The organism is Rhizobium moroccans (assembly GCF_057559155.1).
In genome coordinates, this window is the sequence record NZ_JBHFJG010000006.1 from 27,921 (window position 1) to 52,275 (window position 24,355).

The 24,355-nt window shown below is 61.4% G+C and carries 22 protein-coding genes, 1 tRNA gene and 1 pseudogene; 19 read left to right on the top strand and 5 right to left on the bottom strand.

Annotated elements, in window-relative coordinates; translation table 11 throughout:
- Positions 1-146 precede the first annotated feature (146 nt).
- The 7 genes from ACE04I_RS04420 to pncB all read left to right on the top strand — a co-directional run bounded on the left by ACE04I_RS04420 (position 147) and on the right by pncB (position 8,730).
- Positions 147-1,988 (top strand): extracellular solute-binding protein, encoded by a 1,842-nt coding sequence (locus ACE04I_RS04420; protein WP_487206678.1) that lies wholly within the window; start codon positions 147-149, stop codon positions 1,986-1,988.
- Between the two features lie 136 nt (positions 1,989-2,124).
- Entirely contained in the window at positions 2,125-3,207 is a 1,083-nt protein-coding gene (locus ACE04I_RS04425) for a microcin C ABC transporter permease YejB (protein ID WP_046793916.1), read from the top strand.
- Position 3,208: 1 nt separating this feature from the next.
- A complete protein-coding gene (locus ACE04I_RS04430) occupies positions 3,209-4,357 on the top strand; it encodes an ABC transporter permease (protein ID WP_487206679.1) in 1,149 nt (382 codons plus the stop codon).
- Positions 4,358-4,361: 4 nt separating this feature from the next.
- A complete protein-coding gene (locus ACE04I_RS04435) occupies positions 4,362-5,990 on the top strand; it encodes an ABC transporter ATP-binding protein (RefSeq protein ID WP_487206680.1) in 1,629 nt (542 codons plus the stop codon).
- 15 nt (positions 5,991-6,005) lie between these two features.
- Positions 6,006-6,956, top strand: a complete 951-nt coding sequence (locus tag ACE04I_RS04440) for a 2-hydroxyacid dehydrogenase (RefSeq protein ID WP_487206681.1) — start codon at positions 6,006-6,008, stop codon at positions 6,954-6,956.
- A gap of 76 nt (positions 6,957-7,032) precedes the next feature.
- Positions 7,033-7,302 carry a hypothetical protein gene (locus ACE04I_RS04445; protein WP_082118308.1) on the top strand — a complete coding sequence of 90 codons (270 nt, stop codon included), beginning with the start codon at positions 7,033-7,035 and terminating at the stop codon, positions 7,300-7,302.
- Between the two features lie 123 nt (positions 7,303-7,425).
- Positions 7,426-8,730: a nicotinate phosphoribosyltransferase gene (pncB, locus tag ACE04I_RS04450; protein WP_487206682.1), complete on the top strand. Its 1,305-nt coding sequence runs from the start codon at positions 7,426-7,428 to the stop codon at positions 8,728-8,730.
- Positions 8,731-8,793: 63 nt separating this feature from the next.
- On the opposite strand, the gene ACE04I_RS04455 is transcribed toward pncB, so the two are convergent.
- Positions 8,794-9,192 (bottom strand): DUF1236 domain-containing protein, encoded by a 399-nt coding sequence (locus tag ACE04I_RS04455; protein WP_046793921.1) that lies wholly within the window; start codon positions 9,190-9,192, stop codon positions 8,794-8,796.
- A 319-nt stretch (positions 9,193-9,511) separates the two neighbouring features.
- On the opposite strand from ACE04I_RS04455, the gene ftsH reads away from it, so the two are divergent.
- Entirely contained in the window at positions 9,512-11,344 is a 1,833-nt protein-coding gene (gene ftsH / locus ACE04I_RS04460; RefSeq protein WP_487206683.1) for an ATP-dependent zinc metalloprotease FtsH, read from the top strand.
- Between the two features lie 34 nt (positions 11,345-11,378).
- Here the strand turns inward: ftsH and ACE04I_RS04465 are convergent, their stop codons facing one another.
- Positions 11,379-12,677 carry an MFS transporter gene (locus ACE04I_RS04465; protein WP_487206684.1) on the bottom strand — a complete coding sequence of 433 codons (1,299 nt, stop codon included), beginning with the start codon at positions 12,675-12,677 and terminating at the stop codon, positions 11,379-11,381.
- A 96-nt stretch (positions 12,678-12,773) separates the two neighbouring features.
- Between ACE04I_RS04465 and ACE04I_RS04470 the strand changes: the two genes are divergently transcribed.
- On the top strand, positions 12,774-13,229 hold the full coding sequence (locus ACE04I_RS04470) for a winged helix-turn-helix transcriptional regulator (RefSeq protein ID WP_046793923.1): 456 nt from the start codon (positions 12,774-12,776) through the stop codon (positions 13,227-13,229).
- Between the two features lie 49 nt (positions 13,230-13,278).
- On the opposite strand, the gene ACE04I_RS04475 is transcribed toward ACE04I_RS04470, so the two are convergent.
- Positions 13,279-13,368, bottom strand: a tRNA-Ser gene (locus tag ACE04I_RS04475).
- Positions 13,369-13,587: 219 nt separating this feature from the next.
- Here ACE04I_RS04475 and ACE04I_RS04480 point away from each other — a divergent pair.
- The 10 genes from ACE04I_RS04480 to deoA all read left to right on the top strand — a co-directional run bounded on the left by ACE04I_RS04480 (position 13,588) and on the right by deoA (position 23,067).
- Positions 13,588-13,905, top strand: a complete 318-nt coding sequence (locus ACE04I_RS04480) for a hypothetical protein (protein ID WP_487206685.1) — start codon at positions 13,588-13,590, stop codon at positions 13,903-13,905.
- A gap of 29 nt (positions 13,906-13,934) precedes the next feature.
- Positions 13,935-14,585: a peptide-methionine (S)-S-oxide reductase MsrA gene (gene msrA / locus ACE04I_RS04485; protein WP_487206686.1), complete on the top strand. Its 651-nt coding sequence runs from the start codon at positions 13,935-13,937 to the stop codon at positions 14,583-14,585.
- 236 nt (positions 14,586-14,821) lie between these two features.
- Complete coding sequence (locus ACE04I_RS04490; protein ID WP_046793926.1) at positions 14,822-15,814, top strand: BMP family lipoprotein; 993 nt, start codon at positions 14,822-14,824, stop codon at positions 15,812-15,814.
- Between the two features lie 54 nt (positions 15,815-15,868).
- Positions 15,869-17,410, top strand: coding sequence for an ABC transporter ATP-binding protein (locus ACE04I_RS04495; RefSeq protein ID WP_487206687.1), 1,542 nt, complete (start codon positions 15,869-15,871; stop codon positions 17,408-17,410).
- Positions 17,411-17,504: 94 nt separating this feature from the next.
- Positions 17,505-18,608 carry an ABC transporter permease gene (locus ACE04I_RS04500; RefSeq protein WP_487206688.1) on the top strand — a complete coding sequence of 368 codons (1,104 nt, stop codon included), beginning with the start codon at positions 17,505-17,507 and terminating at the stop codon, positions 18,606-18,608.
- Between the two features lie 4 nt (positions 18,609-18,612).
- Positions 18,613-19,584: an ABC transporter permease gene (locus tag ACE04I_RS04505; protein ID WP_487206689.1), complete on the top strand. Its 972-nt coding sequence runs from the start codon at positions 18,613-18,615 to the stop codon at positions 19,582-19,584.
- 3 nt (positions 19,585-19,587) lie between these two features.
- Positions 19,588-19,980 carry a cytidine deaminase gene (locus ACE04I_RS04510; protein WP_487206690.1) on the top strand — a complete coding sequence of 131 codons (393 nt, stop codon included), beginning with the start codon at positions 19,588-19,590 and terminating at the stop codon, positions 19,978-19,980.
- Entirely contained in the window at positions 19,977-20,774 is a 798-nt protein-coding gene (locus tag ACE04I_RS04515) for a purine-nucleoside phosphorylase (protein WP_487206691.1), read from the top strand. Before ACE04I_RS04510 ends, ACE04I_RS04515 begins: the two co-directional genes overlap by 4 nt.
- Before the next feature lie 202 nt (positions 20,775-20,976).
- The gene (gene deoC / locus ACE04I_RS04520) at positions 20,977-21,747 is read left to right on the top strand and encodes a deoxyribose-phosphate aldolase (protein ID WP_487206692.1); all 771 of its coding nucleotides are present in this window, start codon (positions 20,977-20,979) and stop codon (positions 21,745-21,747) included.
- Positions 21,748-21,756: 9 nt separating this feature from the next.
- Positions 21,757-23,067, top strand: a complete 1,311-nt coding sequence (gene deoA, locus ACE04I_RS04525) for a thymidine phosphorylase (protein ID WP_487206693.1) — start codon at positions 21,757-21,759, stop codon at positions 23,065-23,067.
- Position 23,068: 1 nt separating this feature from the next.
- Here the strand turns inward: deoA and ACE04I_RS04530 are convergent.
- Positions 23,069-23,583 (bottom strand): annotated as a pseudogene (locus ACE04I_RS04530) (TIGR02281 family clan AA aspartic protease).
- 118 nt (positions 23,584-23,701) lie between these two features.
- Positions 23,702-24,331 carry a uracil phosphoribosyltransferase gene (gene upp, locus ACE04I_RS04535; protein ID WP_046793935.1) on the bottom strand — a complete coding sequence of 210 codons (630 nt, stop codon included), beginning with the start codon at positions 24,329-24,331 and terminating at the stop codon, positions 23,702-23,704.
- Positions 24,332-24,355: the final 24 nt, after the last annotated feature.

Below are 24,355 nucleotides of genomic sequence, written 5' to 3' on the forward strand. Positions count from 1 at the left end.
TGTGAATGTATCGTGAAACAGGAATTTGGTGAAACGGAGATCGGCGCAAGGCGATGTTCCGCAATAAAACGGTTGTGAGCGGCCGGCTCCTGTTTTTTGCCTCCTTTTGCCCTATGCTTCGCTGCAACAAACGAAGACGAAGGGGTATGCGGATGGTTTTGCCGGGATTGAAGGCGGGCTTTGCGATCATTCTGGCGATGATATCGGCGGCGCCGGCCGCCCTGGCCCAGGAGCAGCAATGGCGGCATGCCATCGCCATCCTCGACGAGCCCAAGCTGCCTGCGGATTTCAAACAGCTACCCTATGTCAATCCCGAAGCCCCGAAGGGGGGCGAGCTGCGTCTTTCCAGCGAGGGAACCTTCGACAACTTCAATCCCTATATCGATAGAGGCACCCCCGCATCCGGCATCTCCAGCATCTTCGACACGCTTCTGAAGCGTTCGGAAGACGAGGTATTCGGCTCTTACGGGCTTCTGGCGGAGTCGCTCTCCTATCCGGAGGACAGATCGTCGGTGACCTTCCGGCTTCGTCCGGAAGCGAAATGGGCGGATGGCCAGCCGGTAACTCCGGAGGACGTGATCTTCAGCTTCGACAAGGCGAAGGAACACAGTGCGCTCTTCTCGAGCTATTACCGGCATGTGACCGCAGCGGAAAAGACGGGCGACCGCGAGGTGACCTTCCGTTTCGATGAAAAGAACAATAAGGAGCTGCCTTCCATCGTCGGCGATTTCCCGGTGCTGCCGAAGCACTGGTGGGAGGGCAAGGATGCGCAGGGCAAGCAGCGTGATATCTCGCGCACCACGCTCGAGCCCCCCATGGGATCCGGTCCCTACAAGATGGCATCCTTCCAGCCCGGTTCGACCATCCGCTACGAGCTGCGGGATGACTATTGGGGCAAGGATTTGCCCGTCAACATCGGCCAGAACAATTTCAAGGTGATCAGCTACACCTATTTCGCCGATAAGGATGTCGAATTCGAGGCTTTCCGTGCAGGCAACATCGATTACATGCAGGAAAACAGCTCCAGCCGCTGGGCCACCCGCTATGATTTCGCGGCGGTCAAGGAAGGCCGCATCATACGCGAGGAGTTGACCAACCCCTTCCGCGCCACCGGCGTGATGCAGGCTTTCGTGCCGAACATGCGGCGCGACCTCTTCAAGGATGCGCGAGTGCGCGAAGCGCTGAACTACGCCTATGACTTCGAGGATATCAACAAGAACCTCGCCTATGGCGGCTTGAAGCGTGTCGACAGCTTTTTCTGGGGGACGGAGCTTGCGTCCTCCGGCTTGCCTGAGGGTCGCGAACTGGAAATTCTCGAAGGCCTCAAGGATAAGGTCCCGGCGCGGGTCTTCACCACTCCCTATACCAATCCGGTTGGCGGAGATCCGAACAAGGTGCGCGACAATCTGCGCAAGGCTGTCGGGCTCTTCAAGGAGGCGGGATGGGAGCTCAAGGGCAACCGGATGGTGAATGCCAAGACCGGTCAGCCGATGAGCTTCGAAATCCTGCTCAATAGCCCGTCCTTCGAGCGCACCGTCCAGCCATATGTGGCCAGCCTCAAGAAGATCGGCATCGACGCCCGGCTCCGCATAGTCGATTCATCGCAATACATAAATCGCGTCCGCAGCTTCGACTATGACATGATGTATGGCCTATGGGCGCAGACCATGAATCCGGGCAATGAGCAAGTGGACTACTGGGGTTCGGCATCCGTCGACAGGCCCGGCTCGCGCAACTATGCGGGCATCGCCGATCCCGCCGTCGACCAGCTCATCCAGATGATCACCTTTGCGCCCAATCGAGAGGAGCAGGAGGCGGCGATCAGGGCGATGGATCGCGTGCTGCTCGCCAACCATTTCGTCGTTCCGATGTTCTATTCCGGCGAGGTGAAGATCGCTTACTGGAATCAGATCACGCATCCGGAAAGGCTTCCGGAATATGGCATCGGCTTTCCGGACATCTGGTGGTCGAAGAACGCCTCGAACTGACGAGGCTTGCACCCCGCATCCGCACCTGTTCCAAATGGGATCGAATGATTCGGCATCGAAAACGAGGAAAGTGCCTTTTGAACGTCACGCAGATACGCGGTGAAGCAATGCCGGTGACAACGGGCAGGAAGCTCTGATGGGCGCCTATATTCTCCGCCGTCTCCTGCTGATGATCCCGACGATCATCGGCATCATGGCCATCTCGTTCCTTGTCGTGCAGTTCGCGCCGGGCGGCCCGGTCGAGCAGGTGATCGCCCAATTGCAGGGCCAGGATATGGGCGACCGACTTTCGGGCGGCGGCGACATGCTGAGCCAGGGTCTGTCGGGAAGCGAAGGCAGCTATCGCGGCGCCCAGGGGCTCGATCCCGAATTCATCAAGAAGCTCGAGCAGCAATTCGGTTTCGACAAGCCGCCGCTCACCCGCTTTTTCGAAATGATGTGGAATTACATCCGCTTCGATTTCGGCGAAAGCTTCTTCCGCAATACGTCGGTGCTGGACCTCATCATCGACAAGCTTCCGGTCTCGATCTCGCTCGGCTTCTGGATCCTGATCGTCTCCTACCTGATCTCGATCCCGCTCGGCATCCGCAAGGCGGTGAAGGACGGTTCGGCCTTCGACGTCTGGACCTCGGGCATCATCGTGGTGGGCTATGCCGTGCCGAGCTTCCTGTTCGGCATCCTGCTGATCGTGCTGTTTGCCGGCGGCTCCTTCCTGGATTGGTTCCCGCTGCGTGGCCTCGTTTCCGATAATTTCGCCCAGCTCTCCTGGTGGGAAAAGATCATCGATTATTTCTGGCACCTGACGCTGCCGCTGATCGCCCTTTCGCTTTCCGCCTTCGCCACCACGACGCTGCTAACGAAGAACTCCTTCATCGACGAGATCCGCAAGCAATATGTGGTGACGGCGCGCGCCAAGGGGCTGAACGAGCGGCAGGTGCTCTACGGACATGTCTTCCGCAACGCCATGCTGATCGTCATCGCCGGCTTTCCGGGCGCCTTCATCTCGGCCTTCTTCACCGGCTCGCTCCTGATCGAGAACATCTTCTCGCTCGATGGTCTCGGCCGGCTCGGCTATCTCGCGGTCGTCAACCGCGATTATCCGATCGTCTTCGGCACGCTTTATATCTTCTCGCTGATCGGCCTCTTCGTCGGACTGATCTCCGACCTCATCTACACATGGATCGACCCGCGCATCGATTTCGAGCGGAGGGATGTCTGACATGGAGGCGCCCGTCGCAACCTCGGTGAGGGAAACCGCCGCTCCGCCGAAGAAGCCCTGGATTTCGCCGACCAACCGCCGGCGGCTTGCCAATTTCCGCGCCAACAAGCGCGGTTACTGGTCCTTCTGGATCTTCATGGTCCTCTTCGTGCTGAGCCTGTTCGCCGAGTTCATCGCCAATGACCGGCCGATCATCGCCTCCTACAAGGGCGAAATCCTCTATCCGGTATTCGTGGATTATCCGGAGGAGAAGTTCGGCGGCTTCCTTGCCACGACCGACTATCGTTCGGACTTCATCCAACAGGAAATCGATGCCAATGGCTGGATGATCTGGCCGCCGATCCGCTACTCCTACCAGACGGTCAATTCCAACATCCCCCATTCGGCGCCGACACCGCCCTTCTGGCTGATGCCGGAGGGCGACCGCTGCAGCGCCTATCCGGCAGGCGATCAGGACCCGAATTGCATTCTCGGCAACATGAACTGGCTCGGCACCGACGACCAGGCACGCGACGTGCTGGCGCGTACGATCTACGGCTTCCGCGTCTCGGTTCTGTTCGGGCTGGCGCTCACCATCTGCTCGGCGATCATCGGCGTGACGGCCGGTGCCGTGCAGGGCTATTTCGGTGGCTGGACGGACCTTCTCCTGCAGCGGTTCATCGAGATCTGGTCGTCCATGCCGGTACTCTACATCCTGCTGATCATCGCCGCGATCCTGCCGCCCGGTTTCTTCGTGCTGCTCGGCATCATGCTGCTCTTCTCCTGGGTGGGTTTCGTCGGCGTGGTGCGCGCCGAGTTCCTGCGGGCGCGCAATTTCGAATATGTGCGGGCCGCCCGCGCGCTCGGCGTCGGCAACGGGACGATCATGTTCCGCCACCTGCTGCCGAATGCCATGGTGGCGACGCTCACCTTCCTGCCCTTCATCCTGTCCGGCTCGATCGCAACGCTCACCTCGCTGGATTTCTTAGGTTTCGGCATGCCGCCCGGCTCTCCCTCGCTGGGTGAGATGATCGCCCAGGGCAAGAACAATCTGCAGGCGCCCTGGCTCGGGCTTGTGGCTTTCTTCACCATGTCGATCATGCTGTCGCTGCTGATCTTCGTCGGCGAGGCGGTGCGCGATGCCTTCGACCCCAGAAAGACGTTCCGGTGAGCCGATGACAGAACCTCTCCTCTCCGTCCGCGATCTTTCGGTAGCCTTCCATCAAGGTGAAAACACCTCGCTTGCCGTCGACCGCGTTTCATTCGACATCATGCCTGGTGAAGTGATGGCGCTGGTGGGCGAATCCGGCTCGGGCAAGTCGGTGACGGCCAATTCCGTTCTCAAGCTTCTGCCCTATCCGGCGGCGAGCCATCCGTCCGGCGAAATCCTTTTCGGCGGCAAGAACCTCCTGAAAGCTTCGGAAGCGGAACTGCGCCATGTGCGCGGCAACGACATCACCATGATCTTTCAGGAGCCGATGACCTCGCTCAATCCGCTCCATGCGATCGAGAAGCAGATCGGCGAAATCCTCGACCTGCATCAGGGCATCACCGGCGAGGCGGCGCGAACGCGCGTCCTCGAACTCCTGAACCAGGTCGGCATCCGCGAGCCTGAAAAGCGCCTGAAGGCCTATCCGCACGAGCTTTCCGGCGGGCAGCGCCAACGCGTGATGATCGCCATGGCGCTCGCCAACCGCCCGAAGCTGTTGATCGCTGACGAGCCGACGACCGCGCTCGACGTGACCGTGCAGGCACAGATCCTCGATCTTTTGCGCCGTCTCAAGGGCGATCACGGCATGTCCATGCTGTTCATCACCCATGATCTCGGCATCGTGCGGAAATTCGCCGACCGGGTCTGCGTCATGACCAAGGGCAAGATCGTCGAGACCGGCCCCGTGGAGGAGGTTTTCGTCAACCCCAAGCACGAATACACGCGCCATCTGCTGGCTTCCGAACCGCGCGGCGAGCCGCCGCCTGCCAATCCCTCCCGGCCGGTAGTGATGGAAGGCGAGGACATCCGCGTCTGGTTTCCGATCAAGGCGGGGTTCCTGCGCAGGGTGGTCGATCACGTGAAGGCGGTGGACGGCGTCAACCTAAAGCTCAGGGCGGGCGAGACGCTCGGTGTCGTCGGCGAATCGGGTTCCGGGAAGACGACGCTCGGCCTGGCGCTGGCGCGATTGATCTCGTCCGAAGGCAGGATCGCCTTCATCGGCAACGATATCGGCAAATATTCCTTCAAGGAGATGCGCCCTCTGCGTGACCGGCTGCAGGTGGTCTTTCAGGACCCTTACGGCTCACTCTCGCCGCGCATGCCGGTGGGAGATATCATCGCCGAGGGCCTGAAGGTGCACGAGCGCGCGCTTTCCGAGCGGGAGCGGGACGAACGGGTCGCCTGGTCGCTGTCGGAGGTCGGGCTCGATCCCGCGACGCGCTGGCGCTACCCGCATGAATTCTCCGGCGGCCAGCGGCAGCGCATCGCGATCGCCCGAGCCATGGTCCTGAAACCGCGTTTCGTCATGCTCGACGAGCCGACCTCGGCGCTCGACATGACCGTGCAGGCGCAGGTAGTCGATCTCCTGCGGGACCTGCAGAAAAAGCACGATCTCGCTTATCTCTTTATCAGTCACGATCTGAAGGTCGTGAAGGCGCTCGCCAATCATGTCATCGTCATGCGTCTCGGCAAGGTGATGGAGGAGGGGCCGGCCGATGAGATTTTCAAGGCGCCCAAGCAGGAATATACCCGCGCCCTGATGGCGGCGGCCTTCGATCTCGAAGCCGTCGAGAACGGCGGCATACAGCAATAATCGACCAGGTGAACCATGCCCGATAACAGTCCGGTCGTCATCGACCTAAAATTCGATCGTGCCGAAGTAGAGGCCGCGCTGGCCGGGGCATTTCAAGGCAGAGCAGTGCTTCACGCCTCCGATCCGGATGCGGACCTGACGGGAGCACGCTATGCGGTGATCTGGAAGCCTGACCGCAATCTGTTTTCGCGGGCTTCGAATTTGCAGGTCCTCTTCTCCGGCGGTGCCGGGGTCGATCACATTCTCTCGCTGCCGGATTTGCCGGACATCCCGATCGTGCGTTTCGTCGATCACAGCCTGACCACCCGCATGAGCGAATGGGTGGTGCTGCAATGCCTGACGCATCTGAGGCAGGTGCCCACCTATCTGAAGCAGCAGCGTGAGCGCCGCTGGCTCGAACTTCCGCAGCCCGAGGCGTCGGAAGTGACGGTCGGCATCATGGGGCTCGGCGTTCTCGGTCAAGACTCGGCTGCCAAGTTGAAGGCGCTCGGCTTCAACGTCATCGGCTGGTCGCGCAGCAAAAAGGAAGTCGAAGGCATCGAGACCTTCCATGGGGCTGAGCTGGATGCCTTCCTCGCCCGCACGGATATCCTGGTCGGACTGCTGCCGCTGACGCCCGAAACGCGCGGCATCTTCAACGCCTCGGTCTTCTCGAAGCTGCGGCAGGGCGGTACGCTTGGAAAACCCGTATTCCTGAATGCCGGCCGCGGCGGCAGCCAGGTGGAGGCCGACATTCTCCAAGCGCTGGAAAGCGGTGTCCTCGGCGGGGCTTCGCTCGACGTGTTCGAGACCGAGCCTCTGCCGCTGGAAAGCCCCTTCTGGGGCATGGAGAATGTAGTGGTGACACCGCATGCGGCGGCCGCTTCCGATGTGCGGGCGCTGTTCCGCCATGTGGAAGGTCAGATCAGCCGCTTGGAGACGGGCGAGCCGCTGGAATATCTGGTGGACCGGAACACTGGCTACTGATCGGGAACATTCGCCCGTTTCCATTCGTTCCAATGTCGGAGCCGGTAGAAAATCCGGCAGGACAAGGAGCGAGATCATGGACACCAAGGACAGATCGTCGTCCCATCCCCATCCGATCGGCTCTCCGATCGAGGAACCGATGAGCCCGACGGAGGCGCGTCAGGCGCGAACGGGCCGGCCCGTCCTGATCGTGCTGGTGAGCGGCCTGATCCTGGCGTTCATCGCATGGGGCGCCGTGGAATGGTGGGGGCAGACAACCGAGCCGCCCGCGGAGCAGACGGCGACGCCGCCGGCAGGCGACACCACGCCGGCCAATCCGGACGCGCGGCCCCCGAGCACGCCATAGCTGGATGCTATGGACTTCCCGCGCGTTTTTTTCGATAAGTCTGCCCTGGGGCGGTTGCCGCCGCCTCTGGATTATCGATGCTGAGGAGCGTTTCCGCCATGGGGAGCGCAGGCGAGGGCAGGCATGACCAAGACCGATATCGCAACCAGGGTCTACAATCACACCTGGAAGCTCGACCCGATCATCCGCAGCCTGATCGACACGGACTTCTACAAGCTCCTGATGCTGCAGATGATCTGGAAGCTCTATCCGGAGGTCGATGCCACCTTTTCCCTCATTAACCGCACCAAGTCCGTCCGCCTGGCGGAGGAGATCGATGAAGGGGAACTGCGCGAGCAGCTCGATCATGCCCGGGATGTGAGGCTCTCCAAGAAGGAGATGATCTGGCTTGCGGGTAATACCTTTTACGGCCGCAAGCAGATTTTCGAACCGGAATTTCTCAACTGGCTCGCGGATTACCGCCTGCCGGAATACGAGCTCTCCAAACGCGACGGCCAGTACGAGCTGCATTTCCATGGGCGTTGGATGGAAACCACGCTTTGGGAAATCCCGGCGCTCGCCATCATCAACGAGCTGCGCTCGCGGGCAGCAATGCGCTCGCTCGGCCTGTTCACGCTGGACGTGCTTTATGCACGGGCCAAAGCCAAGATGTGGGAGAAGGTCGAGCGTCTGCGCACCCTTCCGGGGTTGAGAATTTCCGATTTCGGCACTCGGCGTCGCCACAGCTTCCTCTGGCAGCGCTGGTGCGTGGAAGCCCTGAAAGAAGGTATAGGTCCCGCCTTCACTGGCACCAGCAACGTGCTGCTCGCCATGGATTCCGATCTCGAGGCGGTGGGCACCAACGCTCATGAACTGCCGATGGTACTGGCCGCGCTTGCCGATAGCGACGAGAAATTGCACGCGGCTCCGTACGAGGTTCTGAAGGATTGGAACCGGCTCTATCACGGCAACCTGCTGATCGTGCTGCCGGATGCCTTCGGAACCGCAGCCTTCCTGCGCGACGCGCCGGATTGGGTGGCCGACTGGACGGGTTTTCGCCCCGACAGCGCTCCGCCGATCGAAGGCGGCGAGAAGATCATCGCCTGGTGGAAGAAGATGGGCCGCGATCCGAAAGACAAGATGCTGATCTTCTCCGACGGCCTGGACGTGGATGCCATCATCGACACGTACAAGCATTTCGAGGGCCGTGTGCGGATGAGCTTCGGCTGGGGCACCAATCTCACCAACGATTTTGCCGGTTGCGCTCCTCTGGAGATCGATGGGCTGAAACCGATCTCGATCGTCTGCAAGGTCAGCAGCGCCAATGGCCGTCCGGCAGTCAAGCTTTCGGACAATCCGCAGAAGGCGACGGGCGATCCTAAGGAAGTCGAGCGCTACCTGAAATTCTTCGGGCAGGAAGATCGGGTGGATCAGGCGGTTTTCGTCTGACGGTCGATCGAGTGAAGAGCGGAACAGACCCCGCGTGAGCGGAGCCTGCTCGATTTTCATGGTTTATTCGATGATCTGAACGACCGTGTGAGTTCTCGGATCGACGATGACGCGCTGGTCGTTCACCACCGCATAAGCATAGTCGGTGTGGTCCGGTACCGGGGTCAGCACCACCGTCTCGGGTATGGGCTTGCCGACGACGATCGGCTGCTCCACAACGACGCTGGCGCTCGGCGCCGGCTGCTGTTCCACATAGGTGATGACTTCACGCGGCGGCGGATCGATCACCGTGCCGGCTGCGGCACCAACGATGCCGCCGACTGCGGCGCCAACGGGACCACCGACGATCGCGCCCGTCACGGCACCCCCGGCCGCACCCGTAACGGTGCTTTCCTGGGCAAGTGCGCTCGAGCCAAGTGAAGTAATGGCGATGGCTCCAACGGCAAGAATTATGTTTCTCATAGGTCTTCTCCTCTGATTGAACCTATGATGGGCTAACCCGCCGCCGGCAAACCGGTTCCGGGCTCCGGTTCACCTTGTGTTTTTGCGTGAAATGCTGTGCGATTGGGAAAATGGAGCGCTCAATAGAATTTGAGTACCACTCCGAAAAATCTTGATGTCACTTGGGTCAGGAGAACAATACTGGCAAATCCCGAGCGTGAACTTCCGGCCCACGCCGTGATTTCCATGCGCCCGAACCGACATCTCGAACCTATGTCTTGCCGAAGCCGGCGAGTGACCAAGATCATAGGCAGAGCATTTGCCCCGAGGGGACTTGGAGATGAACAAGAAGACGCAGTTTCACGTCTGGTATTGGGTCGCGGCGTTTTTCGCCCTGATGCTGTTCCAGTATTTCTTCGCCACGACCCAGCAGGTCGCGCAGATCCCCTATAGCCAGTTCGAGACGGATCTGCAGGCCGGAAAAATCGCGGAAGTCTCCGTCTCCGACAGGTTCATCCAGGGGCGTTATCGGGAGCCGCAGAACGAGCGGCCCTATTTCGTGACGACCCGGGTGGAGCAGGATCTTGCCCAGCAGCTCCAGCAGCATGGCGTGGTTGTGACAGGCCAGATCGAAAGCACTTTTCTGCGCGATATCCTGTCCTGGGTCATTCCGGTGGCGCTCTTCATCGGTGTGTGGATGTTCATGCTGCGGCGGATGGCCGGCGGTCCGGGCGGCGGCCTGATGCAGATCGGCAAGAGCCGCGCCAAGATCTATGTCGAATCCGATACCGGCGTGCGGTTCGAGGATGTCGCCGGCGTGGACGAGGCCAAGGACGAGCTGAAGGAGATCGTTGATTTTTTGAAGGACCCCAAGGGTTACGGCCGGCTTGGCGGGCGCATGCCGAAAGGAGTGCTTCTCGTCGGTCCGCCCGGCACCGGCAAGACCCTGCTCGCCAAAGCCGTCGCCGGCGAGGCCAAGGTGCCGTTCTTCTCGATATCCGGCTCCGAGTTCGTGGAAATGTTCGTAGGTGTCGGCGCAGCGCGGGTCCGCGATCTCTTCGAGCAGGCGCGTGCCAAGGCGCCCGCCATCATCTTCATAGACGAGCTCGACGCGCTCGGCCGCGCCCGCGGCATCGGCCCCATGGCGGGTGGTCACGACGAGAAGGAGCAGACCCTCAACCAGCTTCTTGTCGAGTTGGACGGGTTCGATTCCTCGACCGGTCTAGTGCTGCTCGCCGCCACCAACCGGCCGGAAATCCTCGACCCCGCTTTGCTGCGGGCTGGCCGCTTCGACCGCCAGGTGCTGGTGGACCGACCGGACAAGCCCGGTCGCATCCAGATACTGAGCGTTCACCTCAAGAAAGCGAAGCTCGCTCCGGAAGTCGACGTGGAGCAGATCGCCTCGCTAACGCCGGGCTTCACCGGCGCCGATCTCGCCAATCTGGTCAACGAGGCGACGCTGCTTGCCACCCGGCGCAAGGCGGAGGCGGTCACCATGGAGGATTTCAACAACGCGATCGAGCGCATCGTGGCGGGGCTGGAAAAGCGCAACCGGCTCCTCAACCCGAAAGAGCGGGAGATCGTCGCCTATCACGAGATGGGCCATGCGCTCGTCGCCATGGCATTGCCAGGGGTCGATCCGGTGCACAAGGTCTCGATCATCCCGCGCGGCATCGGTGCGCTCGGCTATACCATCCAGCGGCCGACCGAGGACCGGTTCCTGATGACCCGCGAGGAATTGGAGAACAAGATGGCGGTCCTGCTCGGCGGACGGGCGGCCGAATGGATCGTCTACAAGCATCTATCGACGGGGGCTGCCGACGACCTCATCAAGGTCACCGATATCGCCCGCGCCATGGTGACCCGCTACGGCATGACCGAAAAGCTCGGGCATGTGGCGTTGGAGAAGGACCGGCGCTCCTATCTTTCCACTGACCAGCCCTATTACGGGCCGCAGGAGCAAGAATATTCCGACGAGACCGCCACGACGGTCGATGAGGAGGTCCGTCGCATCGTCGACGGAACCTTCGACCGCACTGTGGCTCTGCTCGAGGAACGCAGGGACGTGCTGGAACGGGTGGCACGCCTCCTCCTGGAGAAGGAGACGCTGGACGAGGACGAGCTTCGCGCCGCCGTCGCCGGCGAGAGGAGCAGGGAACTCGAATACAAGTAAGCCACGATGGCTTGGAGGTGGGGCCGAGTGCGCCTCATGAAAGCGCACGAACCGAGCCCGCCGGCATCAAGCGCAGCGTCAGTCCCCAGAAAGCGAGCGTCAATCCGCTGATGCCGGCGCCGAGCAGGCAGACGCCTGTCCATCCGCCATGCGCATAGGCAAGTGTGGACGACGATGATCCGATGGCGCTGCCGATCGAATAGAAGACCATGTAGCCGGCTGTCAGCCGGCTCTGCGCTTCCGGCCGTACGCGATAGATCATGGCTTGGTTGGTCACATGCACCGCCTGCAAGCCGAAATCGATGACGATGACGCCGAGCATAAGCCACAGGAGCGAATGGGGAAGCAGTGAAATGGGTAGCCATGCGGCAAGCATGAGCGCAAGGGCCATGCCCGTGACGCGTTGGCCGAAGCCGCGATCCGCCCAGCGGCCTGCTCTCGTCGCTCCGATTGCTCCCGCCGCGCCCGCGAGTCCGAAAAGACCGATCGCGGTATGCGATAGCGAGAACGGAGGCGCACTCAGCGGCAATACCAGCGGCGTCAGCAAGGTGGTGATATTGGCGAAGATCAGCATGGCGATGATCCCGCGGATCCGCAGCACCGGTTCGGTCGCGAGAAGGTTGAAGAGCGAGCCGATGAGACGTGGGTAGGACATCGGCTCGACGGGTTTCGCCTGTCGCGGCAGCAGTTTGTAGAGCACAGCCACGATAACGAGTGTCAGAAAGGCGGAAACGAGATAGACCGTCCGCCAGCCTGAAAGGTCGGTGAGGGCGCCGGCGACGGTGCGGGCAAGCAATATGCCGAGCACGATGCCGCCCGTGACGGCTCCGACCACATTACCGCGTTCGCTCGGTCGGGCAAGGGTGGCCGCATAGGCGACGAAGGCCTGCGTCAGGACCGCAAGGAACCCCATAATGGCCATGGAAACCAACAGCATGGGGCCGGTGAAGGAAAAACTTATGGAGAGCAGCGCAAGGACCGAGAGAAGCGACTGCACGATCACGAGCTTGCGGCGATCGACGAGATCGCCGATCGGGACAAGCAGGATCAGCCCCAATCCGTAGCCGATCTGTGTTGCTGCGACGATGAGGCCTGCATGCGCGCGGGATAAGCCGAGATCGTCGGCCATCACATCGAGCATCGGATGGGCGAAATAGGCGTTGGCAACCGCCAGACCGCTCGCCACGGCGAAGAGCAATGTCAGGCCCGGTGAAAGGGATCGGTCCTTCTGGTTACTAGCAAGCGGCTTGCCGTCTTGATCATGAACCGGCGTTTCCGGGCTGTATATCTCGCCGCTGGCAGCAGTCGGTTTCTCTTCGCTATCGAGTCGCATGGTTCTTCCTTGAATGGTTTAATAATGAAACCATTTGATCGATAGCAGTTTGGTTTTATAATGCAACCGTCATCACGATGGTGTGAAAGGAGGCCCATGGTCAGGCGCAAGAGTTTCGGCGGGGATTATTGCCCGAGCGCGCGGTCATTGGATGTGATCGGCGACTGGTGGTCCCTGCTGATCGTCCGCGATGCCTTCGACGGGCTGACGCGTTTCGGCGAATTCCAGAAGAGCCTGGGCATTGCCAAGAACATTCTTGCCCAACGGTTGCGCACGCTGGTCGAGCGCGGCATTCTGATACCGGTTGCGCCCGCTGACGGCGGGGCTCATCAGGAATATCATCTGACCGACAAGGGGCGCGACCTGTTTCCGGTGATGGTTGCGTTGCGCCAATGGGGGGAGCGCTATTTGTTCGCGCCGGGCGAGGTTCACTCGACGCTGGTCGATCGCGAAACCGGAAAGCCCATCCGGCTTGATATTCTGACCCATGACGGAAAGCCGATCGGCCCCGGCAGAGCCGTCATCGTTCCTCCGTCGGAGACAGAGGACTAAGGGACGCGATTAGCCACAAAACAGCAATGCTTTGGAAAATCCAAGGGAATGGCGGACAGAGAGGGATTCGAACCCTCGATACGCTTTCACGTATACACGCGTTCCAGGCGTGCGCCTTCAACCACTCGGCCACCTGTCCTTTGGAAAAGGGCTGCGCACCAAAGGCATGCAGCGGTCGGGCGGGATATATACCGATCCCTTTCCAAGGATCAACCCGAATCTGAAGGATTTTTGACAGCCGCTTGCGAAACCTGGCCGCTTTCGTTGCCAAGCATGCGTGGCGGCGTTATTTCTTCATATATTCGCGCGCAATTCCAGGCAGTTGCGGATGGTTGACATGACGACAAGGAGCCGTCCCATGCGAAGCTTTGTCCATTTCCTGAGCCTTTTGGCGCTGATGGCCGCGGTTGCCGCGGGCACTCTGGATTCGATCCGCTCGGTTTCCGCCTCCTCGGTCGTGGTGACGAGCCTTGGCAACGCCTGGCTGAATTTGAGCCCGGAAAGCCTGGTGGTGGCGGAAATGCAGGCCAATACCTATATATCCCCCGATATCTGGCGGTCGTTCGTGGCGCCTGTTCTGGCACAGCCGGCATTTGCCGTCTTTCTGGCGCTGGCCCTTATTTTCTGGATGATCGGCTATCGCAGGCCGCGGTTCGCCGGGCGGTTTTCCGCCTGAACTATCGGCGGTCGAGCTTGGAGGAAAAGATGTTCGTAATCGATATGCTCAGCAAGAAGACGGTCATGCCGACGGCTGAAACCGCGCTGCCGGGACGGGCGGCGCCGATCCCGACCTCGGAACACCATTTCGTCAATGGCCGCTCCCTCAAGGGCCCCTATCGGGAGGGGTCGGAAGTGGCCTATTTCGGCATGGGTTGCTTCTGGGGCGCAGAGCGGCTGTTCTGGAAGATCCCCGGCGTCCACGTCACGGCCGTGGGCTATTCCGGCGGGCTCACGCCGAACCCGACCTATCATGAGACTACCACCGGCCTCACCGGCCATGCCGAGATCGTGAAGGTCGTCTTCGATCCGAAGGAAGTCAGCTACGGGCAGTTGCTGAAGGTCTTCTTCGAGGAGCACGATCCGACTCAAGGCATGCGCCAGGGCAATGACATCGGCACCACCTACCGTTCCGCCATCTATACCACGACGTCGGAGCAGGAGGCCGAGGCGAGGGCCGCGCTCGACGCCTTTCAGACGGCGCTGGACGCGTCTGGCCGGAGCCTGCGTATAACCACGGAGATCGCCCCAGTCGGGGAGTTCTACTATGCCGAGGATTATCACCAGCAATATCTCGCCAAGAATCCCGGCGGCTATTGCGGTCTCAAGGGAACCGGCGTCTCTTGCCCGGTGGGTTGAAAGACGAGCGACGAAAATGTACTTCGAAGCCGCGGATTTAATCAGTCCCGCGGCTTTTTTGTTGAAGTTTTGAGCAGGATGATCGTTTTTTACCAACTGAAAAAAATCTGGTGAAATTTTCCAGAACCCATGCAAGAGTGCGCAAAGCCAAGCCTTCGAAGAGGGGCGGTAGCCGCAAAATACCCGGTCAACGGGCTTGCGGGAGGACCTAACAGTTAAAAAAACAGGGCTGCACGATGAAGAAAACCCTACTCAGTCTTTTTGCCTTGGCCGCAATGTCGGCGACCGCGTTTGCCGCGGAAGTTCAGCCGGCGCTGGTCTATGGCACGGGCGGCAAATTCGACAAATCCTTCAACGAAGCGGCTCATGCCGGCGCCGAGAAGTTCAAGGCGGAAACCGGCATCGACTATCGTGATTTCGAGCCGACCAGCGACACGCAGGGCGAGCAGGCGATTCGCAACTTCGCGAGCCGCGGCTTCAACCCGGTCGTCGCCGTCTCCTTCGCCTGGACTTCGGCGATGGAAAAGGTCGCGGCAGAGTATCCGGATACCAAATTCGTCATCGTCGATTCGGTGGTCGATCTGCCGAACGTCCGCTCCGTCGTCTACAAGGAAGAGGAAGGCTCCTATCTGGTCGGCCTGCTCGCCGGCATGGCGTCCAAGACCGGCAAGTTCGGCTTCGTCGGCGGCATGGATATCCCGCTGATCCGCAAGTTCGCCTGTGGCTACGTGCAGGGCGTGAAAGCCGCCAAGGCCGACGCGCAGATTTTCCAGAACATGGTCGGCACCACGGGTGCGGCCTGGAACGATCCGGTGCGTGCGGGTGAGCTCACCAAGAACCAGATCGATCAGGGCGCCGACGTGATCTACGCGGCAGCTGGTGCAAGTGGCCTCGGCGTGCTGCAGACCGCCGCCGACAACGGCAAGTTCTCGATCGGCGTGGATTCCAACCAGAACCACCTGCATCCCGGCAAGGTGCTGACCTCCATGGTCAAGCGCGTCGATCTCGCCGTCTATAATGCCTACAAGGATACCCAGGGCGACAAGTTCACGCCCGGCGTCCAGGCGCTCGGGATCAAGGAAGACGGCGTCTCGGCGGCGATCGACGACAACAACAAGTCGCTGATCACGGCCGAGATGCAGGCTGCGGTCGACAAGGCCAAGGCCGACATCGTCGCCGGCACGGTCAAGGTGCACGACTACATGTCGGATAATTCCTGCCCGAATTAAGGCCTGCTTTAAGGGGCGCATGGTGAATCTGAATCGCCATGCGCCCTTTTTCATATGCGGAAAGGCGGATCATTGAGCCTCGGACCTTCCAAGGAGCCAGCTATCGAGCTTGTCGGCATCGACAAGAAATTCGGCGCTGTGCACGCCAACAAGAACATCAATCTGACGGTGGCCAAGGGTTCGATCCACGGCATCATCGGCGAGAATGGGGCCGGCAAATCGACGCTGATGTCGATCCTCTACGGCTTTTATCATGCCGATGAGGGCGAGATCCGCATCTTCGGCAAGCCGGTCGCGATCCGCGACAGCCAAGCGGCGATCGCCGCCGGCATAGGCATGGTCCATCAGCACTTCATGCTGGTGGAGAATTTCACCGTGCTGGAAAATGTCATGCTCGGCGCCGAGAGCGGCCAGCTTCTGGCGAAGGGAGTCGCAAGCGCCCGCAAGGAGCTGAAGCGGCTGGAGGACGATTACGGCCTCGAGGTCGATCCGGATGCGGTGATCGAGGAACTGCCGGTCGGCCGGCAGCAGCGGGTGGAAATCCTGAAGGCGCTCTATCGGGGCGCCGAAATCCTCATTCTCGACGAGCCGACCGGCGTGTTGACCCCGGCGGAAGCCGATCATCTCTTCAAGGTCCTGCGCGTGCTGCGCGACCAGGGCAAGACGATCATTCTCATCACCCACAAGCTGCGCGAAATCATGGCGATCACCGACACGGTCTCCGTCATGCGCCGAGGCGAGATGGTGGCGACCCGCAAGACGGCCGAAACCACGGTCGAGGAACTGGCCGAGCTGATGGTCGGCCGCCGCGTGCTGCTGCGCGTGGAAAAGGGTGAAGCCAAGCCCGGCCCGGTCCTGCTCTCCGTCCGTAACCTGACGGTGAAGGACAGCCGCGGCGTCACCATGGTCGATGACGTCTCCTTCGATGTGCGGGCGGGCGAGATCGTCGGCATCGCTGGCGTGGCCGGCAACGGCCAGTCCGAGCTTCTCGAGGCGATCGCCGGCATCCGCAAGCCGACGTCCGGTGAAATCTTCATCGACGGTCAGCCGGCGGCCAATGTGGATCCGGCGCGCCTGCGCGATCTGGGGCTTGCCCATATCCCGGAAGACCGACACCACATGGGCCTGGTGCTGAAGTTCGAGGAATATGAGAATTCGATCCTCGGCTATCACCGAAACGAGCAATACGGCAAAGGCGCGTTGCTCGATCTGGAGGCGATTCGCAAGGATGCCGAGGAGAAGATCGCCAAATACGATATCCGCCCCCCGAACCCTCGGCTCAAGACCGCGAATTTCTCCGGCGGCAACCAGCAGAAGATCGTCGTGGCGCGAGAGATAGAGCGCGATCCGAAAATGTTGATAATCGGCCAGCCCACGCGCGGCGTCGATATCGGCGCGATCGAGTTCATCCACCGCCGCATCATCGAGATGCGTGATGCCGGCAAGGCGATCCTTCTCGTTTCGGTGGAACTCGATGAGGTCAGGTCGCTCTCCGACCGCATCCTGGTTATGTTTGCCGGAAAGATCGTGGGAGAGAAGGAAGCGGATGCGGGCGAGCAGACGCTCGGGCTGATGATGGCGGGTATCGCGGCGTGATGCGACAGGGACGTGAGGGTTCTGGTTTGGAGTATGGAATGCGTGCAGGGGGCATGGTGAAGGACCGCATGATTGCGGGGACGGCGGATTTTCGATGAGCACGGCCTCCGTTCCGCTCCCGGCGTGGATTTCCTATGGGGTGATCCCGCTTATCAATCTCATGCTCGCTTTCTTCTTCTCCGGTCTTGTCATCTGGTCGATCGGCGAAAATCCGTTCGAAGCGCTGAAGTTCCTCGTGCAGGGCGCGCTCGGCCGCGGGGATGCCATTGGTTTCACGCTGTTCTATGCGACGAGCTTCATCTTCACGGGCCTTTCGGTGGCCGTCGCCTTCCATGCCGGCCTCTTCAACATCGGCTCGGAAGGGCAGGCCTATATCGGCGGGCTGGGTGCGGCGCTCGTAGCGCTTGCGCTCGATCGTTATGTGCCGTGGTACGTGACCATGCCGTTCGCCATCGCCGGCGCGGCGATCTTCGGCGCGGCCTGGGCGTTCATTCCGGCCTGGCTGCAGGCCAAGCGCGGCAGCCATATCGTCATCACGACGATCATGTTCAATTTCATCGCTGCGGCGCTGATGGTCTATCTGCTCGTCAACGTCTTCATCGTGCCGGGCAAGATGGCGCCGGAAACCCGCACTTTTCTGCCGGGCGGGCAGTTGCCCAAGCTCGACTGGCTGATGGCGCTGTTCGGGCTGAGGCTTGGACCGGCGCCGTTCAACGTCTCCTTCGTCATAGCGCTCGTCATGTGCTTCCTCGTCTGGGTGCTGATCTGGCGAACGAAGCTCGGCTATGAAATGCGTACGCTGGGCATCAGCCCGACTGCCGCCGTCTATGCCGGCGTTCCCTATGTCCGCACGGTCATCGTGGCCATGCTGATTTCCGGAGCGCTCGCTGGCATGATGGCGCTCAACGTGGTGATGGGCGCTTCCGCGCGTCTGCAGGTGGAATTCGTGGCGGGCGCCGGCTTCGTCGGCATCGCGGTATCGTTGATGGGCCGCAGCCATCCCGTCGGCATTCTTTTCGCCGCGTTGCTTTTCGGCATTCTCTATCAGGGCGGCGCCGATCTTTCCTTCGAGATGCCGAACATCACCCGCGACATGATTGTGGTCATCCAGGGTCTCGTGATCCTTTTCGCCGGCGCGCTGGAATACATGCTGCGCCCAGCCATGGTGCGGCTCTACCAGCAGTTCACGGGGAAATGAGGCCATGGAATTCTTCGATATCCTCGTCAGCATCCTCGGTTCGGCTGTCCGGCTCTCCATCCCGCTGCTCTTCACTGCACTTGCGGGGCTATTTTCCGAGCGCGCCGGGATCTTCGACATCGGGCTCGAAGGCAAGATGCTCGCCTCCGCCTTCGCCTCCGCCTGCGTCGCCTATGTGACGGGCAATGCCTGGCTCGGCCTTCTTGCCGGCATCGCCGTATCGATCGCATTTTCGCTGATCCATGGTTTTGCCTCGATCACCAACCGCGGCAACCAGATCGTTTCCGGCGTGGCGTTGAATTTCGTGGCCGCCGGTCTCACCATCGTGCTCGGCCAGGCCTGGTTCGGCCAGGGTGGGCGCACGCCGCAGGTGCCGGGCGAGGGGCGTTTCGCACCGATCATCCTGCCCGGCGTCGATGCCATGCGGGAGGTGCCGTTCATCGGCCCGCTCTATGCCAACGTCATTTCCGGCAACAATATCCTCACCTACGTCGCCTTCCTCATGGTGCCGCTCTCCTGGTGGGTTCTCTATCGTACCCGTTTCGGCCTGCGTCTGCGCGCTGTCGGCGAGAATCCGGGCGCGGTGGATACGGCCGGTATTTCGGTGCCGTGGATGCGCTATCGCGCGGTCATCCTCGCGGGTTTCCTATGCGGCTTTGCGGGCACCTATCTGGCGGTTGCGCAATCGGCCGCCTTCATCAACAATATGTCGGCCGGCAAGGGCTATATCGCGCTCGCGGCGCTGATCTTCGCCAAATGGCGTCCGGTGCCGGTTATGTTCGCCTGCCTGCTCTTCGGCTTCCTGGATGCGGTCGCCAATTTCATGCAGGGCAAGGTGGTGCCGGGGATCGGCGAAGTGCCGGTGCAGATCTTCCAGGCGCTGCCCTATGTGCTCACCTGTATTCTGCTCGCCGGCTTCATCGGCATCGCCCGCCCCCCGAAGGCCGGCGGGGTGCCTTACACGAAGGAGCGCTGACTTATGGCCCACGATCTTTTCGAAGCCGCGCGCGACGCCATGGCAAAGGCCTATGCGCCCTATTCGAAGTTCCCGGTGGGAGCGGCGATCCGGGCGGATGACGGCAAGGTCTATGTGGGCGCCAACATCGAGAACCTCTCCTTCCCGCAAGGCTGGTGCGCCGAGCCCACGGCGATCGGTGCCATGATCATGGGTGGGGGAAGGAAGATCGTGGAGCTCGCGGTGATCGCCGAGAAGCTGCCGCTCTGCACGCCCTGCGGCGGTTGCCGCCAGAAGATTTCCGAGTTCGCCTCCGCCGATACTCGCATCTATCTCTGCGATGATCTGGGCGTGCAGAAGACGGCAACCATGGCGGAACTGTTACCCTACGCCTTCGAAACGGATGTCATCGGATGAAGGACGTCATCGATCTTCTCGTGGAAAGATTGAACGGGCTTGTGCCGCGCCATGCCGTGGTGCTCGGTTCCGGCCTCGGCTCGCTGGTCGAGGACGTGGCCCAGCCGGTGCGCATTTCCTATTCCGAACTCTCCGGCTTTCCCGTGAGCGGGGTCACCGGCCATGCGGGCGAACTGGTTGCCGGGCGCCTCGGAGGCGAGCCCGTCATCATGCTGTCCGGCCGCGCCCATTACTACGAGAAGGGAGACGCCAAGGCGATGCGTTTCCCGATCGAGGTCCTGAAGGGCCTCGGTGTGCAGGCGCTGATCCTCACCAATTCGGCGGGATCGCTGCGGCAGGATATGCCGCCGGGCTCGGTCATGCAGATTACCGATCACATAAACCATTCCGGTATGAACCCGCTGATCGGCGAGGAAGGCGACCGTCGCTTCGTCGGCATGACGAATGCCTATGACGAGGAGCTGGCGATGGATATGCGCAATGCCGCGATCCGTTGCGGCGTGCCGCTGCTTTCCGGCGTCTATATGTGGTTTTCCGGCCCGAGCTTCGAAACCCCGGCAGAGATCCGCATGGCCCGCACACTAGGAGCGGATGCGGTCGGCATGTCGACGGTGCCGGAAGTCATCCTGGCGCGCTATTTCGGGCTCCGGGTCGCGGCGGCCTCCGTCGTCACCAATTATGCCGCCGGAATGACGGGGGCCGAACTCTCCCACGAGGAGACGAAGGACATGGCGCCGGTCGGTGGCCGGCGCTTGGCCGCGATCCTGAAAGAAATGCTGTCGGCAAAAGCCTAGGGATATCAGCCGCGAAGCCGAAGGAGGGGAGAATAAGCCCTTCTCCTTCGCCGATGCGGGTTGCTTCTAATCGTTTGAACGATAAATTATGCCGCTCGATCGTGGCGCCCGAGATCAACGCGTCGCGGCAATTCCGTAAATTGCGCCCGACTCTGCTCTGACGGTTCGTCCGGGTCGCGCGCCGGCCGGGGAGGTAGGTACGATGGAGATCAACACGCCGCGCGAGGCCGCGAGTTTTGCGCTCTCGCTTCTCGATCTCACCAACCTGCGTGACGACTGCGATGAGGCAGCGATCGAGAAACTATGCCTCCGTGCCCAGACGCCCTATGGCAACACGGCCGCGATCTGCATCTGGCCGCGCTTCGTTGCCCATGCTCGGAAAGTCCTCGGAGCCGGCCATCCGGTTCGCATCGCGACGGTGGTGAATTTCCCTTCCGGCGACCTTCCCGTGGAAACAGTCGTGGAAGAAACCGGCCAAGCGATCGCGGACGGTGCCGATGAAATCGACCTGGTGATCCCCTACCGCGCCTTTCTGGCGGGCGACGAGCAGGCGGTGACGGGTATGGTGGAGGCGGTCAGGGCCGCTTGCCCGGATGCCTGCCTCAAGGTCATTCTCGAAACCGGGGAATTGAAGGACAGCGCCCATATCCGCCGTGCTTCGGAGCTGGCGATCGCGGGAGGGGCAGATTTCATCAAGACATCGACTGGCAAGGTGGCGGTGAATGCCACGCTGGAAGCCGCCGACATCATGCTGCAGGCAATCCGGGATTCGAAGAAGACCGTCGGCTTCAAGCCAGCCGGGGGCATAGGTTCGGTTGCCGATGCCGATCTCTATCTGAGGCTTGCGGAAACCATCATGGGGCCGAACTGGATCATGCCCTCGACTTTCCGCTTCGGTGCATCCAGCCTGCTGGACGATATCCTGGCAGTACTTGGCGGTGGTGTCTCCGCCCGCGTCTCTGCCGGTTACTGAGCGCGCTCGATGATCCCGCAGGAGATCATCCGCCACAAGCGGGACGGAGCCGAACTGGCGACGGAGGAAATCGCCGCCTTCATCTCCGCGCTTTCGAGCGAAGAGATTTCCGAAAGCCAGGCGGCCGCCTTCGCCATGGCAGTGTTTTTTCGCGGCATGTCTCCGGAAGAAACGGTCGCGCTGACGCTTGCCATGCGCGATTCCGGCGATGTCCTGGATTGGCGCGATGTGGGGCGGCCGGTGGCCGACAAGCACTCGACCGGCGGCGTCGGCGACAATGTTTCGCTGATGCTGGCGCCGATCGCGGCGGCCTGCGGGCTGGCGGTACCGATGATTTCCGGACGCGGTCTTGGCCACACGGGCGGCACGCTCGATAAGCTGCAATCGATTCCGGGCTACGATATCGCGCCGGGGGATGGGTTGTTCCGCAAAACGGTAGCGGAGGCGGGCTGCGCCATCATAGGGCAGACGGCCGATCTTGCGCCCGCCGACCGGCGCCTTTATGCAATCCGCGATGTCACGGCCACGGTCGAATCCGTGCCGCTGATCACTGCCTCCATTCTTTCCAAGAAGCTTGCGGCAGGCCTTGAAACCCTCGTGCTGGACGTGAAGCTGGGCAGCGGCGCCTTCATGGAAAGCCTCGATGAGGCGGAGACATTGGCTCGCTCTCTGGTGGAGGTTGCGAACCGCGCGGGTGTGCGGACCTCCGCTCTTCTGACCGACATGAACCAGCCGCTCGCGGACGCGGCGGGCAATGCGCTCGAGGTGCGGAACTGCCTGGATTTTTTGGCGGGAAAGAAGGCCGGCACACGGCTCGATACCGTCGTCTTCGCTCTCGCAGCGGAAATGCTGGTGCAGGCCGGGCTCTATCCGGATGCGCGGGCCGCGGAAGCGGCTGCTCGCGATGCGCTCGCGGGTGGCCAGGCCATGGAGGTCTTCGCCCGCATGGTGCATCTGCTCGGCGGTCCGGCGGATTTCGTTGATCGGCCCGAGGTCTATCTGGAAACTGCCCCGGTCGTATTGCCGGTTCTGGCGGCGGAGGACGGCTGGCTCTCGGCTTGCTCAACACGCGAGGTCGGTCTGGCAGTGATCGAACTCGGCGGCGGACGCAAACGGGCAACCGACACCATAGACCATCGGGTAGGCATTGATGGCATCCTGCCGCTCGGCAGCAAGGTTTCGAAAGGTGAGCCGATCGCCTTCGTTCATGCTTCGGATCGGGATGCCGGCGAGCAGATGGCGGCAAGGCTTGCCGGCTGCTTCACGCTTGCCGACCGGCCGCCGGAAGTGCCGCCTGTCGTGCTGCAGAAGATCGGCTGAGCTACTGGATCAGCTTGAGCGAGCCATTCTCCACCCGATAGGATTTCAGCTTCTTCATGAAGCTCATGCCGATGAGCGTCGAGGAAAGCGCCTTGTCCCGCATCACGAAGGCATCGACGTCCCTTACCCTCACGCCACCGATCTCGACGCGGTCCAGCACGACATAAGCGGCTTCCGCCCTGCCATTGGCGGTGTTCACGATATGGCGAAAATCGAGGCGGTTCGCGCCGAAGCCGAGCTTCCGAGCGGTCGTTTCGTTGATCGCAATCAGCGATGCGCCGGTATCGACCATGCCATCCACCGTCCTGCCGTTGAGGCGGAAACTGCCGTTGAAATGACCCGCCTGTCTGCGCGAAGCACGACCGAGCCGGGTGTGGCTGAAACCTGCATGGGCTCGGCCTTGGTGTTCTGCGCGGGCGCATCGGGCTTTGCGGGCTCCGTGAGCTTCAGCAGCGTCGGTATCTGCGAGGCCAATGCTGCCGTTGCAACCGCAAAGACGAGGCTGCGCATGATCATGGGCGCGTTCCCTTGTGAAGTAGCGCCTTACTTCATAATCGGAAATTCATAAGAAAAGGCTCGCAGAACGTGCCTGCGAGCCCTTCGATGAGAGTGTGGTTAAGAAAACCCAGCCGGCTTACTTCGTTCCGTACATGCGGTCGCCTGCATCGCCCAGTCCCGGCACGATATAGCCCTTCTCGTTCAAATGGCTGTCGATCGATGCGGTATAGATTTTTACGTCCGGATGGACCTTGCGGAAGTTCTCGATACCCTCGGGGGCGGCAAGCAGGCAGAGGAAGCGGATATTGCGGGCACCGCGTTCCTTGAGCTTGTCGATGGCGGCGATCGATGAGTTGCCGGTTGCGAGCATCGGATCGACGACGATGACGAGGCGCTCATTGATGCTGTCCGGCGCCTTGAAGAAATACTCGACCGCTTCCAGCGTCTCATGATCGCGATAAACGCCGATATGCGAGACGCGGGCCGACGGCACCAGTTCCAGCATGCCTTCGAGAAGCCCGTTGCCGGCGCGCAGGATCGAGGCGAAGACCAGCTTCTTGCCTTCGAGCACAGGCGCTTGCATTTCCATGATCGGCGTCTCGATCGTTTCCATGGTGAGCTCGAGGTCGCGCGTCACCTCATAGCAGAGCAGGGTGGAGATCTCGCGCAGCAGACGCCGGAAGCCGGCGGTGGAAGTTTCCTTCTTGCGCATGATGGTGAGCTTGTGCTGCACCAGCGGATGATCGATGACCGTTACGCCTTCCATGAGAAGCTTCCCTTTCCGTTTCTT

Excerpts from the sequence above, each read along its gene's own strand:
- ACE04I_RS04445 (WP_082118308.1), top strand. The coding sequence starts at position 7,033 with ATGGACACCAAGGACAGATCGTCGTCCCATCCCCATCCGATCGGCTCT.
- ACE04I_RS04465 (WP_487206684.1), bottom strand. The coding sequence starts at position 12,677 with ATGCGACTCGATAGCGAAGAGAAACCGACTGCTGCCAGCGGCGAGATA.
- ACE04I_RS04480 (WP_487206685.1), top strand. The coding sequence starts at position 13,588 with ATGCGAAGCTTTGTCCATTTCCTGAGCCTTTTGGCGCTGATGGCCGCG.
- ACE04I_RS04455 (WP_046793921.1), bottom strand. The coding sequence starts at position 9,192 with ATGAGAAACATAATTCTTGCCGTTGGAGCCATCGCCATTACTTCACTT.
- ACE04I_RS04420 (WP_487206678.1), top strand. The coding sequence starts at position 147 with ATGCGGATGGTTTTGCCGGGATTGAAGGCGGGCTTTGCGATCATTCTG.
- ACE04I_RS04510 (WP_487206690.1), top strand. The coding sequence starts at position 19,588 with ATGGCCCACGATCTTTTCGAAGCCGCGCGCGACGCCATGGCAAAGGCC.
- ACE04I_RS04425 (WP_046793916.1), top strand. The coding sequence starts at position 2,125 with ATGGGCGCCTATATTCTCCGCCGTCTCCTGCTGATGATCCCGACGATC.
- pncB (WP_487206682.1), top strand. The coding sequence starts at position 7,426 with ATGACCAAGACCGATATCGCAACCAGGGTCTACAATCACACCTGGAAG.
- ACE04I_RS04500 (WP_487206688.1), top strand. The coding sequence starts at position 17,505 with ATGAGCACGGCCTCCGTTCCGCTCCCGGCGTGGATTTCCTATGGGGTG.
- ftsH (WP_487206683.1), top strand. The coding sequence starts at position 9,512 with ATGAACAAGAAGACGCAGTTTCACGTCTGGTATTGGGTCGCGGCGTTT.
- upp (WP_046793935.1), bottom strand. The coding sequence starts at position 24,331 with ATGGAAGGCGTAACGGTCATCGATCATCCGCTGGTGCAGCACAAGCTC.
- ACE04I_RS04440 (WP_487206681.1), top strand. The coding sequence starts at position 6,006 with ATGCCCGATAACAGTCCGGTCGTCATCGACCTAAAATTCGATCGTGCC.
- deoA (WP_487206693.1), top strand. The coding sequence starts at position 21,757 with ATGATCCCGCAGGAGATCATCCGCCACAAGCGGGACGGAGCCGAACTG.
- ACE04I_RS04470 (WP_046793923.1), top strand. The coding sequence starts at position 12,774 with ATGGTCAGGCGCAAGAGTTTCGGCGGGGATTATTGCCCGAGCGCGCGG.
- ACE04I_RS04505 (WP_487206689.1), top strand. The coding sequence starts at position 18,613 with ATGGAATTCTTCGATATCCTCGTCAGCATCCTCGGTTCGGCTGTCCGG.
- ACE04I_RS04430 (WP_487206679.1), top strand. The coding sequence starts at position 3,209 with ATGGAGGCGCCCGTCGCAACCTCGGTGAGGGAAACCGCCGCTCCGCCG.
- ACE04I_RS04495 (WP_487206687.1), top strand. The coding sequence starts at position 15,869 with ATGCGGAAAGGCGGATCATTGAGCCTCGGACCTTCCAAGGAGCCAGCT.
- ACE04I_RS04490 (WP_046793926.1), top strand. The coding sequence starts at position 14,822 with ATGAAGAAAACCCTACTCAGTCTTTTTGCCTTGGCCGCAATGTCGGCG.
- msrA (WP_487206686.1), top strand. The coding sequence starts at position 13,935 with ATGTTCGTAATCGATATGCTCAGCAAGAAGACGGTCATGCCGACGGCT.
- deoC (WP_487206692.1), top strand. The coding sequence starts at position 20,977 with ATGGAGATCAACACGCCGCGCGAGGCCGCGAGTTTTGCGCTCTCGCTT.
- ACE04I_RS04435 (WP_487206680.1), top strand. The coding sequence starts at position 4,362 with ATGACAGAACCTCTCCTCTCCGTCCGCGATCTTTCGGTAGCCTTCCAT.
- ACE04I_RS04515 (WP_487206691.1), top strand. The coding sequence starts at position 19,977 with ATGAAGGACGTCATCGATCTTCTCGTGGAAAGATTGAACGGGCTTGTG.